General features: G+C 72.0%; 11 protein-coding genes. All 11 read left to right on the top strand.

All coding sequences use genetic code 11. The annotated features are described in order from the left end of the window. The first annotated feature begins 35 nt into the window (after positions 1-35). The 11 genes from IT347_07340 to IT347_07290 all read left to right on the top strand — a co-directional run bounded on the left by IT347_07340 (position 36) and on the right by IT347_07290 (position 12,024). A complete protein-coding gene (locus IT347_07340; protein ID MCC6349387.1) occupies positions 36-815 on the top strand; it encodes an aminotransferase class I and II in 780 nt (259 codons plus the stop codon). Further along, complete coding sequence (locus IT347_07335) at positions 793-1,206, top strand: DUF3037 domain-containing protein (GenBank protein ID MCC6349386.1); 414 nt, start codon at positions 793-795, stop codon at positions 1,204-1,206. Before IT347_07340 ends, IT347_07335 begins: the two co-directional genes overlap by 23 nt. Continuing rightward, complete coding sequence (locus IT347_07330; GenBank protein ID MCC6349385.1) at positions 1,203-1,532, top strand: divalent-cation tolerance protein CutA; 330 nt, start codon at positions 1,203-1,205, stop codon at positions 1,530-1,532. The genes IT347_07335 and IT347_07330 overlap by 4 nt, the downstream gene beginning before the upstream one ends. Beyond that, positions 1,496-2,575: a tRNA (adenosine(37)-N6)-threonylcarbamoyltransferase complex transferase subunit TsaD gene (tsaD, locus tag IT347_07325; protein ID MCC6349384.1), complete on the top strand. Its 1,080-nt coding sequence runs from the start codon at positions 1,496-1,498 to the stop codon at positions 2,573-2,575. The genes IT347_07330 and tsaD overlap by 37 nt, the downstream gene beginning before the upstream one ends. Positions 2,576-2,859: 284 nt before the next feature. Beyond that, positions 2,860-3,819 (top strand): response regulator, encoded by a 960-nt coding sequence (locus IT347_07320; protein MCC6349383.1) that lies wholly within the window; start codon positions 2,860-2,862, stop codon positions 3,817-3,819. A gap of 11 nt (positions 3,820-3,830) precedes the next feature. Continuing rightward, a complete protein-coding gene (locus tag IT347_07315) occupies positions 3,831-6,158 on the top strand; it encodes a GAF domain-containing protein (GenBank protein ID MCC6349382.1) in 2,328 nt (775 codons plus the stop codon). Between the two features lie 171 nt (positions 6,159-6,329). Beyond that, on the top strand, positions 6,330-6,728 hold the full coding sequence (locus IT347_07310) for a response regulator (GenBank protein MCC6349381.1): 399 nt from the start codon (positions 6,330-6,332) through the stop codon (positions 6,726-6,728). A 199-nt stretch (positions 6,729-6,927) separates the two neighbouring features. Beyond that, entirely contained in the window at positions 6,928-7,569 is a 642-nt protein-coding gene (locus tag IT347_07305) for a carbonic anhydrase (protein ID MCC6349380.1), read from the top strand. Positions 7,570-7,573: 4 nt separating this feature from the next. Continuing rightward, positions 7,574-9,628, top strand: coding sequence for a primosomal protein N' (gene priA / locus IT347_07300; protein MCC6349379.1), 2,055 nt, complete (start codon positions 7,574-7,576; stop codon positions 9,626-9,628). A 244-nt stretch (positions 9,629-9,872) separates the two neighbouring features. After that, entirely contained in the window at positions 9,873-10,583 is a 711-nt protein-coding gene (locus IT347_07295) for an HD domain-containing protein (GenBank protein MCC6349378.1), read from the top strand. Positions 10,584-10,605: 22 nt separating this feature from the next. Continuing rightward, on the top strand, positions 10,606-12,024 hold the full coding sequence (locus IT347_07290; GenBank protein ID MCC6349377.1) for a tetratricopeptide repeat protein: 1,419 nt from the start codon (positions 10,606-10,608) through the stop codon (positions 12,022-12,024). Positions 12,025-12,147: the final 123 nt, after the last annotated feature.

Below are 12,147 nucleotides of genomic sequence, written 5' to 3'. Positions count from 1 at the left end.
CATCCGCCCCGCGTGCCCCCTAGCCTTCGCCACCCATGCAGACGCTCCTCGCCACCCGCTACGTCACGCCCCTTCGCGAAGGCGGCTCGCTGCCGGCCGTGGTCGAGGCCTCGGACGGCCGGCTCTACGTCGCCAAGTTCCGCGGCGCGGGGCAGGGACCGCGGGCGTTGATCGCCGAGTGGCTGGCGGGCGAGCTGGCGCGGGCCTGCGGCTTCGCGGTGCCGGGCATGGTGCGGCTCGAGCTGGACGAGGCGTTCGGGCGCAACGAGCCCGACCCCGAGATCCGCGACCTGTTGCGCGCGAGCACCGGCGCGAACCTGGGGCTCGGGTTCCTGCCCGGCGCCGTGTCCTACGACCCCATCGCGCCGCCCGTGGTGGACGAAGCGCTGGCCTCCAGGCTCGTCTGGTTCGACTCCTTCGTCATGAACGTGGACCGCACGCCCCGGAACCCGAACCTGCTGCTCACGGGGACGAAGCTCTGGCTGATCGATCACGGGGCCAGCCTCTACTTCCACCATGCGTGGAACGGCGCGCGGGCCAGCGCCGCCAGCCCGTTCGCGCCGGTGCGCGAACACGTGCTGCTGCCGCGCGCGACGCGGCTCGCCGACGCCGGCGAGGCGCTGCGCGCGGAGCTTGCGGTCGCGCCGGTGAAGGCCCTGCTCGCCGCGCTGCCCGACGCGTGGCTCGCGGCGCCCGACGCACCGGGCGACCCGGCCGCGACGCGTGCGGCCTACGAAGCCTGGTTCGCGGGCCGCCTCGCGAACGCCGCGATCTTCGAACAGGAGGCGGCGCGTGCCCGAGCGACGCTCCTTTGAGTACGCGACCGTCCGCGTCGTGCCGCGCGTCGAACGCGGCGAGTGCTTCAACGCGGGCGTCATCGTCTGGTGCCGCTCGCTCATGTGGCTGGGCGCGCGCGTCGCTCTCGATCACGCGCGGCTTTCGGCACTCGCGCCGGATGCCGACGTGGCCACGATTCACGCGCATCTCGCGAGCATCGAGAAGATCGCCGCGGGCGGCGAGGGCTCCGGTCCGATCGGGGCGCTCGACGCGCCGGAGCGCTTCCGCTGGCTGGTCGCGCCGCGCAGCACGGTGATCCAGGTCTCCGAGGTGCACGAGGGACTGTGCGAAGACCCCGCGAAGGCGCTGGCGCATCTGTTCGAGCAGCTCGTCCTCCCGGGGTCCGGGAATCCCGGGCGAGAGCCATGACCGAAGCCCTGATCGCCTTCACCAGCTTTGCCAGTGAACAGGACGCCGCGCGCGTCGCGCAGGTGCTTCTGCAGGAGCGCCTCATCGCCTGCGCCAGCCTGCTGCCGGGCGCACGCTCGCTCTACCGCTGGGAGGGCCGCATGAAGGACGAGCGCGAGGTCGTGGTGCTGCTCAAGACGCGCAAGCAGGACTGGACGGCGCTGCTCTCGCGCCTGCACGACCTGCACCCCTACGACACGCCCGAGCTGCTGGCGGTGCGGGTCGCGGCGGGCGCACCGAAGTACCTGGCATGGCTCGAGGCGCAGCTTGCGCCGGAGGCGCCGTGACCCGCACCGATCCCGCCGCGGGGCTGGTTCTCGGGATCGAGACCTCGTGCGACGACACCAGCGTCGCGGTCCTCGAGAACGGCCGGCGGCTGCGCTCGCACCTGATCGCCGCCCAGGACGTGCACCGCCTTTACGGCGGCGTCGTGCCGGAGCTGGCCTCGCGCGCCCACCTCGAGCTGCTTCCGAAGCTGGTCGAAGGAGCGCTCGCCGAAGCGGGCGTGACGCCGAAGGACCTGACGGCGATCGCGGTCACGCATGCCCCCGGGCTCGTCGGCTCGCTGGTGGTGGGCGTGGCGTTCGCCAAGGCATGGGCCGCGGCGCTGGGGGTGCCGGTGATCGGCGTCAACCACATCGAGGCGCACCTGCACTCGAGCTCGCTCGAACATGGCGAGTGCCCGTTGCCGGCGGTGGCGCTCGTCGTCTCGGGCGGGCACACGGAGCTGGTCGAGGTGAGAGGGCTGGGCGAATACCGCTGGCTCGGCGCGACGCTCGATGACGCCGCCGGCGAGGCCTACGACAAGGTCGCCAAGCGCCTCGGACTGGGATTTCCCGGCGGGCCGGTGCTGGACCGGCTCGCGACGCGGGGCCGTGCCGACGCCTTCGATTTCCCGCGCCCGATGCTCGACCGGCCCGGTTTCGACTTCAGCTTCTCCGGCCTCAAGACCTCCGTCGCGAACGTGCTCAAGGGCCGCGGCGAGCCGCCCTACCCGGAGGAGTTCGTGAACGACGTCGCGGCGTCGTTCCAGGCCGCCGTGGTCGAGACGCTGGTGGGCAAGAGCCTGCGCGCGATCGTGCACGTCGGCGCGAAGGCGCTGTGCCTGGGCGGTGGCGTGGCGTGCAATCGAGCGTTGCGCGCCGCGCTGGGCGAGGCGTGCGGGCAGCTTGGCGTCGCGCTGCGCATTCCCTCGCCACGCCTGTGCGCCGACAACGCGGCGATGATCGCGCTGGTCGGCGCGTGGCGCCTGGCGCGCGGCGAGCGTTCGGGACCCGAGCTGGACGCGGCCGCCTCGCTCGAAGCCTCGGGCCTGCCGCTCGGCGGCTGAGCCGGCTGCCCGACGGGCCGGGCCACCGCCCGGCGCGAAGGACCCGCGCTACCAGCCCGGACCCTCCGGCGTTGCATTCCGCACGCCCCGGCGCGATCCGCACGCGAAGGCGGGGGCTGGGCGTGTTTCCACAAACATCGCAAGCGGCCGCACGGGCAGGCCGATAAACCCGGGGACATCGCGGACGTTCGGCCGCCCCCGGGCCGGGTACGCGCGTTGCTGTGCTGGTCGGCGGAGGGTGCGGGGGGACCGGAAGCGTCCGCTATCCCGAACGGGAGCTGGGTGTGCCGAAGGCTCGAATTCTCATCGCGGAAGACGAACCGGCGCTGCGGGATGTGCTCCGCATGCAGCTGGAACTCGAGGACTACGAGGTCAGCGAAGCCCACGACGGCCGCCAGGCGCTCGAGCGGGCCACCGCCGAGATGCCCGACTTGATGCTCCTCGACGTCATGATGCCGTTCCTCGACGGCTACGCGGTCTGCCGGCAGCTGCGCGCCCAGTTCAGCACCCGCCACATCCCGGTCGTCATGCTCACCGCCCGGACCGACATGAACGCGAAGGTCCACGGCCTCGAAGGCGGCGCGAACGACTACGTCACCAAGCCGTGGAACCGCGGCGAACTCATGCTGCGCATCCACAACGTGCTCGAGTGGAGCAAGCAGCAGCGCTCGGCCAGCCCGCTCACCGGGCTGCCGGGCAACCTGTCCATCAATGACGAGATCCGCCGCCGGCTCGCCGGCAGCGAGCCGTTCGCGCTGCTGCAGGTGGACATCGACCACTTCAAGGCCTTCAACGACTACTACGGCTACGCGCGAGGCGACCAGGCCATCCAGATGCTGTCGCGCATCCTGACCGAGTCCGCGCAGCGCTCCGGCAGCGCCGACAGCTTCGTCGGCCACATCGGCGGCGACGACTTCGTCGTGCTGACCCATCCGGATCGCGCCGAGGGTCTCGGAGAACTGATCCTCAATCGGTTCAATCAGTCGTCGCGCGAGCTCTACGACCAGGAGGACCGCGAGCGCGGACACGTCGAGGTGCTCAGCCGGCGCCACGCGATCGAGCGCTTTCCGCTCATGAGCCTGACCATCGCGCTCGTCAGCACGGCCCTCGTACCGGTCACGCACCTCGCCGAGCTGATCGACATCGCCCAGGAACTGAAGGCGCACGGCAAGGGCATCAGCGGCAGCGTGCTGGTCGGCGACCGGCGCCGCCACGAATCCGACTCGGACCGCAGCGTCGCCTGAGGAGCAGCGACTTGAACCCCACCGACCCCGGAACACGGCTGCTGGAACTGCCCGGAGAGGCCGTCGCGCTGCTGGCCGAGGCGGTGCTCGCCCTGCGCACGACCTGCGACCTCGGCGTCTCGTGGGGCATCGCCAACGCCAACGCCACGCGGGCGCTGGGCGCCGCGGACGCGCGGTTGCTGCGCATGGACCGCCGCAGCGGGGCGCTGTTCCGCTTCGAGGAGTCGGGCGTCGAGACGCCCTACCTCGCCGAGGACGGCGGACCGGTCGAGTGGGTCATGCGCAACGACCGCCCCCTGTACGACGACGGCTCCGCCGACGCGAACGCGCCGCGCGAGACGCTGCTCTGGCAGCAGCCGCCGGCCGCGCTGTGCACGCTTCCGCTGGTGGCGGGCAACGCCGTGTGGGGATTCCTGCTCGTCGCCTTCGCCGGTCCCCGTTCGCTGCAGGGGCCCGAGCGGCGCTTCCTGCAGGCGCTTGCCGACGCGCTCGCGCTGGCGTTCGAGCGCGCCGACCTCGTGCGGGCGCTGGACGAGGAGCGCACGCGCGTCGTCGCCGCCGAACGCCGGCTGGCGACCGCGCAGGAGGCCGCGTCGGCCCTCATGGCGATCGTCGCCCACGAGCTGCGCTCGCCGCTCTCCTCGATCAAGGCCTACGCCGAGACGCTGGGCAGCAACCTCGACAATCCGAACGCTCCGCGCGGACGCTTCCTGAACGTGATTGACGACGAATGCAACCGGCTCGGCGCGCTCGTCACCGACGTTCACGACCTCTCACGGCTCGAGAGCGGCGAGTGCACGCTGCGGCTGACCACGCAGTCGCTGACCGAGTTCGGTCGCGAGGTCTGCGCCGCCCTCGCCGACACGGCCGCGCGACGCAGGGTGACGCTCGCCCACGAACAATCCGGGGACGCCCGCGTCGAGCTGGACCCCGACTTCACCCGCAGGGCCCTCGCCAACCTGATCGAGAACGCGGTCGAGTTCTCGCCCGAGGGCGCGACCGTGCGCGTGCGCTTCGCGGTCCACGGCGACGAGTGGAGCTTTTCGGTGACCGACGACGGGCCGCCGCCGCCCACCGAGGACCTCTCGGCGGTGTTCGAGGGCTTCTACCGTGCGCGCCGGCAGCTGCCGAACGGCCAGCCCTCGCACGAGGGCACGCGGGTCGGACTCGCGATCGCCCGCAGCATCGCGCAGCTCCATGGCGGCCGCATGTGGGCCGAGCTGCCGCCCGGAGGCGGAACGCGCTTCAGCCTCGCGATGCCCGTGCGCCAGGTCGCTTCGGCGCGCGCGCGGCGCATCGCGCGCCAGACGGTCGGGCGCCAGGACCTCGCCGAGCTCTTCCAGGCGACCGTCGAGATGGTCGCGGTGACGCTCGAGACCGGCATCGTCTCGCTCGTGCTCGTGGACGCCGATCGCGGCGACCTGTTCGTCGCCGCCGCCGTCGGCCTCGCGCCGCAGGGCGTGAACGGACGGCGGACCACCCTGCGCTCCGGGGTCGCGGGCGCGGTCGCGGCCTGGGGGCGCCCGGTGCTGGTCGAGAACATCGAGACCGACCGCCGCTTCCGGCGGCTCAATCATCCGCAGTACCAGACCAAGTCGCTGCTGTGCGTGCCGCTGCGCGTCGAGGGCGAGATCATCGGCGTCATCAACGCGAACAACAAGACGAGCGGCGAGCCGTTCGACGAGGACGATCTCACCCTGCTCGTGATGCTGGCCGAGCGCGTCGGCAGCGCCATCGAGCGCGCCTGCGCCTACCCCGACAGCCATCGCGTGATCGAGGACGCGCTCGAGGCGGTGCGCTGCATGACGCGGCTCAAGCGCGAGCTCTCGCTCGGCGGCCGGCGGGAAGTGAAGCTGGTGCGCTCCGTCGCCCGCGAGCTGGGTGTGCCCGCCGCGGACGTGGACGTGATCGGCTACGTGGCCAGCATCCACGACGTCGGCATGGTGCGCGTCACCGGCGAGACCGGCGACAGCGGCGAGCTGAGCGCGGCGCAGCGCACCGCGGTCTCGACCCACCCGGCCGTGAGCATCGCGATCCTGCGCCCGCTCGAGTACCTCGGCGTGGTCCGGGATCTGATCCTGAGCCACCACGAACACTGGGACGGCACCGGCTACCCGCGCGGCCTCGCCGGCGAGGCGATCCCGCTCGGGGCCCGCATCCTGGCCGTCGTGGACGCCTGGCAGAGCATGACGTTCGAACGGCCGTTCCGGCCCGCCCGCGACCCGGCGCAGGCGGCGGTCGAGCTGCGCAGGGCCGCCGGCAGCCAGTTCGACGCCGAGGTGGTGGAGGCCCTGGTCCGGGTGCTGGAGCGCGAGGGAAGGCTGCGCGAAGCGGCCTGACACGGTCCGCGATCCCGCTCAAGCGGGGGGACATCCCCGCCGATACCGGAGGCGAAAATCGTTCCGCCCGAATCCGCGGCCGGGGCGCGATGCAGCAGACCGGGTGGAGCAGTCACGAGGCGGAACTCGGAGACCGGTCCCGACGAAGGGCCGGACGAGGAGGTGAAGGGAATGGCGAAGGGCAAGATCCTGGTCGTGGACGACGAGATCTACATCGTTCACATCCTGGACTTCAGCCTCGGCATGGAAGGCTACGCGGTCGTCACCGCGCTCGACGGCGAGCAGGCGCTCGAGAAGGCGCGCGCGGAGAAGCCCGACCTCATCGTGCTCGACATCATGATGCCGAAGCTCGACGGCTACGAGACCTGCAAGCGCCTCAAGGCCGACGACGCGACCAAGGCCATTCCCGTGATCCTGCTGTCCGCCAAGGGCCGCAACGTGGACCAGAAGGTCGGCTTCGAGGTCGGCGCCGACGACTACATCACCAAGCCGTTCAGCCCGCGCAAGCTGGTCGAGCGCATCAACGCGATCCTCGGTCAGGGCAGCTCGCAGCAGCGCATGCAGGCGTGACGGGACGCCAGGTCCCGAAGACGACGGCCCGGGGTTCGCGCCCCGGGCCGTCCGCGTTTCCGCGGTCCCGCGCGACCGCGGGGAGGCGCGCCGCGCGGCGGCTTGCGCTCGCGGCGGCGCGCGTCGCACAGTGCGGACCCGGCCCGGCAGGCGCGGGCGCCGCATGGGGCGGCGCCGGCAGTGGCCCCGCCGGACGCCCATGCCCGAGATCGCGCGGTTCATCGAGGGGTTCGGACGCTTCCGCCGCCGCTACTTCACGGGTGACGAGCACGTCTACAAGGCGCTGTGCGAGGGCCAGGCGCCCTCGACGATGATCGTCGCGTGCTGCGATTCGCGCGTGGACCCCGCGATCGTGCTCGACGCGCACCCCGGCGACTTCTTCGTGGTGCGCAACATCGCCAACCTCGTACCTCCCCACGAGCAGGGTGGCGGACTGCACGGCGTGAGCGCCGCGCTCGAGTTCGGCGTGCGCGTGCTGGGCGTGCGTCACATCGTGGTGATGGGCCACGAGAAGTGCGGCGGCATCCGCGCACTGCTCGACGGCACCGAGGGCGAGTTCCTGCCGCGCTGGATGTCCATGGCGACCGCCGCGCGCGCCGGGACGCTCCACGAGGGAGCGCATCTCCCCGTGGAGGCTCGCGAGCGGGCGCTCAACGTCGCCGCCCTGCGCCTGTCGCTTCGCAACCTGCTGAGCTTCCCGTGGATCCGCGCCGCCGTCGAAGCGCGGCGGCTGGATCTTCACGCCTGGTACTTCGACCTCACGCTCGGCGAGCTGCTCGGCGTGCCCGCCGAAACGGGCGAGCCGGTGGTCCTGAGCGGCGCCGGCGCCGGAAGCGCGTGAGCCCATGGCCGCGCTCGCCCCGCGCGAAGCGGCCGTCCGCCCGAGCGACGCGGCGTTGAACCTGCCGTTCGCGCAGGTCGCGCTGCCCGTGCCGGTCCGACAGACCTTCGTCTACCGGGTGCCCGAAGCGCTCGCGGACGCGGCCGTCCCCGGCGCGCCCGTCGAAGTCCCGTTTCGCGGCCGGCGCGTGCGCGGCGTGCTCGTGGAGCGCGTCGCGAAGTCGGCGGTCGAGAAGGTCGCCGAGCTGGGCAAGGTGCTCGGCCCGCCGCTGCTTTCCGCCCACCTGCTCGAGCTCGCCTCCTGGGTGGCGGATTACTACCTCGCGCCGGCCGGTGAAGTGGTCGCGGCGATGCTTCCCGGCGGACACACGGGCCTCGCCGGCAGCCGGGCGCGCAAGGCCGCGCGCGAGGACGCCTCGCTGCGGATCCCGCTGCCCGAGCGCGTGACGCTGACCGCCGCGCAGCGCGAAGCCGTGTCCGCCGTGGAGTCGGCCGTCGCCGCCGGGCGGTTCGCGCCGTTCCTGCTGCATGGCGTCACCGCGAGCGGCAAGACCGAGGTCTACCTGCGCGGCGCGCGCGCGGCGCGCGAGGCCGGCGGGCAGACCCTGGTGCTGGTGCCCGAGGTCGCGCTCGGCTCGCAGATCGTCGCGCAGTTCACCCGCCGCTTCGGCGGGCGTGTCGCGCTGCTGCACTCCTATCTCGGCGCCGGCGAGCGGCGGCGCAACTGGGAGCTGGCGCGCCGCGGCGCGGTGGACGTCGTGGTCGGCGCGCGCTCGGCGGTGTTCGCGCCGCTGCCTGCCGTGAAGCTGATCGTCGTGGACGAAGAGCACGAGCCCGCCTACAAGCAGAGCGAACAGCTCCGCTACCACGGCCGCGACGTCGCGGTCCGGCGCGCGCAGATGCTCGGCGTTCCGGTGGTGCTCGGCTCGGCGACGCCCGCGCTCGAGACGCTCGCCAACGCCGCGCGCGGCAAGTACCGGCGGCTCGTGCTGCCGGAACGCGTGGACCGCCGCGCGCTGCCGGTCGTGCGCCTCGCCGACCTGCGTCGCGAGGACGCGGGCGGCGGCATGCTTTCGGCGCCGCTGCGCACGGCGCTTGCGGAGCGGCTCGAGCGCGGCGAGCAGTCGCTTCTGTGGCTGAACCGGCGCGGCCACTCGCACCACGTGCAGTGCCGCGGCTGCGGCTGGACGCCCGACTGCCCGCGCTGCGACATCACGCTGACCCTGCACCTCGATCCGCCGACACTGCGCTGCCACTACTGCGATCACCGCGAGGCCGCTCCCGCGCAGTGCCCCTCGTGCCGGATGCCGCTGCTGCGCTTCGGGGGCGCCGGCACGCAGCGCGCCGAGCGCGAACTGGCGCGGGTGTTCCCGAAGGCCCGCGTCCTGCGCCTCGATCTCGACATCGCGCGCGACCGCGAGGCGCCGGCCGACGTGCTCTCCCGCTTCGCGCGCGGCGAAGCCGACGTGCTGCTCGGCACGCAGATGATCGCCAAGGGCCTCGACTTTCCGCGCGTGACGCTCGTCGGCGTGCTCGACGCCGACATCGCGCTCCACCTGCCCGACTTTCGCGCCGCCGAGCGCACCTGGCAGCTGCTCACGCAGGTCGCCGGGCGCGCGGGGCGCGGACGGACGCCGGGCGAGGTGATCGTGCAGTCGTGCACGCCGGAGCACCCCGCCATCGCCGCGATGCTCGCGGGCGAGAGCGCAGCGTTCGTGAAGGACGAGCTGGCGATGCGCCGCGAGGCGGGCTATCCGCCCTTCACGCGGCTCGTCGCGCTGCTCGCCGACGGTCCCGACGAATCGGAGGTCGAGGCGGCCGCGAACGCGCTCGCCGAACGGGCGCGCGCCGTCGCGGAGCCGCACGGCATCACCGTGCTCGGGCCCGCGCCGCAGGCGCTCTCGCGACTGCGCGGGCGGCACCGCTGGCACCTGCTCCTCAAGGGCGACAAGGGCGGCGCGCTGCGCGAGACCGCCGCGGCCGCGCTCGCGTGGTCCGAGGAGCCGGGCCGGCGGCGCGTGCGCGTCGTCGCCGACGTGGACCCGATCGAGGTGTTGTGACGTCGGCGCCGGCCATAATCGTCCCGTTCGGCGCCCGCCCTTGGACGGGTTGTGGCGAAAGTGTCGCGGCCCGTGCGCGCGTGCCGCAGGCGCCGCGAGCGCACGCGACCGTCACGCGGGCGTCAAACCCCGCTCATTCTTGACGCGTTTCGAGTTGCGGGCCTAGATTCGCGCGTCCCGCCACCGCCTCGAGCCTTTCCGAGGGCTGGCCCGATTCCCGCACTGGGAACCTGATGACATGAGCATGCCGACCGCCAGGACCGCCGACGCCGGCCACCCACTCACGCCCCCGAGCCCGGTGACGTTCGAGTTCGTGCGCGACCACCCGCGGGTGCGCCACTACATCCGCATGGCCGACGCGGCGCTCGAGCAGATCGGCTACACCGAGCACGGCGAGCGGCACGTCGGGCTGGTCAGCCGAATCGCCTACAACGTGCTCAAGCGCATGGGGCATCCCGAGCGAGAGTGCGAGCTGGCCGCCATCGCGGGTGTGCTTCACGACATCGGCAACGCGGTGAACCGTGACCACCACGCCCAGACGGGCGCGGTCATGGCGATGCAGTTCCTGAACGACTTCGGCATGGACGACCTCGAGGTCCTCAAGGTGATCGCCGCGATCGGCAACCATCACGAAAACGACGGCGACCCGGTCAACCCGGTGGCGGCGGCCGTGATCCTCGCCGACAAGAGCGACGTGCACCGCACGCGCGTCCGCAATCCCGACATGATCCGCTTCGACATTCACGACCGTGTCAACTACGCGGTCGAGAAGAGCTTCCTGAACGTGGACGAGGATCGCAAGCACATCACCCTGGAGCTCGTGATCGACTCGAATATTTCCCACGTCATGGAGTACTTCGAGATATTCATGACGCGCATGCTCGCGTCGCGGAAGGCGGCCAAGTTCCTCGGGGCCACGTTCGGCCTGCAGGTCAACGGCAACCGCCTCGTCTGACCGGATTCACAAGGAGGACGTCTTGAAACTGCGTTCGTACGCTTCGCGGGTCGCCGCCGTCACGGCCATCGCGTGTCTCGCGTGGACGGGTTCGGCGCTCGCCCGCAACCCGCACTGCGCCGGCGGCATCCAGTACGTGGTGCAGGGCCTGAAGGACAAGGACCGCGGCAACACCGAGGACTACGAGCGCGAGATGCGCAAGGCGATCGAACAGCTGACGACCTGTTCGAGCGAGGATCCAGCGGACTTCGAAGCGCTCGGCTACCTGGGCTGGGCGTACGCCGAGGTGGACAGCGCCGGACCGGCCGGCGACGCGTTCGAGAAGTCGCTCGAGGCGGCCCGTGCCAAGGGCGACAAGAAGAAGGCCGAGATCATCGTCGCGAACCGCGACCACTACTGGTCCATCGCCTACAACGACGGCATCAAGAACATCCAGGACGGCCAGCAATACGCCGAGGCCGACGCGAAGAAGGAAGCGCACGAGGCCTTCGGCAAGGCGGTCGTCTCGCTGACCCGCGCCAAGCTGCTGCGGCCGGGCCACGCCCAGACGATCCGCAACCTGGCGACGGCGTACGCGATGGACGACGACTTCGAGCGCGCCGAGGCCGTGCTCAAGAACGGCCAGACCGAGGCGGCGAAGGACACGAGCGTCGCGCAGCTCGGCGAGGCCCTCAAGACCGTGCGCGCGAACAAGGCGAACGCGCTGCTCACCGCCGGCAAGTTCGACGAGGCCATCGCCTACTTCACCGACCTGACGAAGTCCGAGACGGGCAACTCGGACCTGTGGATGGGGCTCGGCAACGCGTACTTCAAGCGCGCCGAAACCCAGAAGGACGACGCCGCGAAGAAGTCCGACTACAAGGGCGCCGGCGACGCGTACGCGAAGGCCTACCAGCTGAAGCCGGACGACGCGAACCTGGTGTTCAACGCCGCGCTCGCGTACCAGTACGCGGGCGACCTGGCCGCGGCCGAGGCGCAGTGGCGCGCGGTGCTGGCGAAATCGCCGGACGACCCGGACGCGCTCTCGTCGCTGGGGTCGGTGCTCGCGGACGAGAAGAAGTTCGCGGACGCGACGACCGTGCTGCTGCGCGCGATCGCGCTCAAGCCCGAGGAGAAGGTGTACTTCCGCCAGCTCGGCGCGGTGTACAGCAAGGCCGGGGACAACGCGAAGTCCACCGAGATGCTGCTCGTCTACATGGCGATGAGCAAGGGCAAGGCGCTGGCCGATCCGGCCGCCGCCGCGAAGGGCGCGAGGGCCGGTTCCGCCGCGGCGAACACGCTCGCGTCGGTCGGGAGCCCCGAGAAGGTGCTCGAATGGGACGACACCAGCGGCGCCGGAGTCCTGCAGACGTGGGTCTACGGAGCGAAGAAGCTGGCGTTCACCTTCAACTCGGCGGGCGCGCTGGTGCAGAAATCCGACTGGACCGCGGCGAAGAAGTAGTCGCGGGAGCCCGCCCCACGGCGATGCGGGTGAGCACCGGGACCTGAGGCACGACGGCCCTCCGCGGAAGCTCCGCCGGGGGCCGTCCTGCCCTGCACGCCCGGCGGGCGCGAGAAACGAATG

The organism is Candidatus Eisenbacteria bacterium (genome assembly GCA_020847735.1).
In the GTDB taxonomy this organism is placed as follows: Bacteria; Eisenbacteria; RBG-16-71-46; order RBG-16-71-46; family RBG-16-71-46; genus CAIXRL01.
This window is presented reverse-complemented; position numbering and strand designations above follow the sequence as displayed.

Excerpts from the sequence above, each read along its gene's own strand:
- IT347_07295 (MCC6349378.1), top strand. The coding sequence starts at position 9,873 with ATGCCGACCGCCAGGACCGCCGACGCCGGCCACCCACTCACGCCCCCG.
- priA (MCC6349379.1), top strand. The coding sequence starts at position 7,574 with ATGGCCGCGCTCGCCCCGCGCGAAGCGGCCGTCCGCCCGAGCGACGCG.
- IT347_07310 (MCC6349381.1), top strand. The coding sequence starts at position 6,330 with ATGGCGAAGGGCAAGATCCTGGTCGTGGACGACGAGATCTACATCGTT.
- IT347_07330 (MCC6349385.1), top strand. The coding sequence starts at position 1,203 with ATGACCGAAGCCCTGATCGCCTTCACCAGCTTTGCCAGTGAACAGGAC.
- tsaD (MCC6349384.1), top strand. The coding sequence starts at position 1,496 with ATGGCTCGAGGCGCAGCTTGCGCCGGAGGCGCCGTGACCCGCACCGAT.
- IT347_07340 (MCC6349387.1), top strand. The coding sequence starts at position 36 with ATGCAGACGCTCCTCGCCACCCGCTACGTCACGCCCCTTCGCGAAGGC.
- IT347_07305 (MCC6349380.1), top strand. The coding sequence starts at position 6,928 with ATGCCCGAGATCGCGCGGTTCATCGAGGGGTTCGGACGCTTCCGCCGC.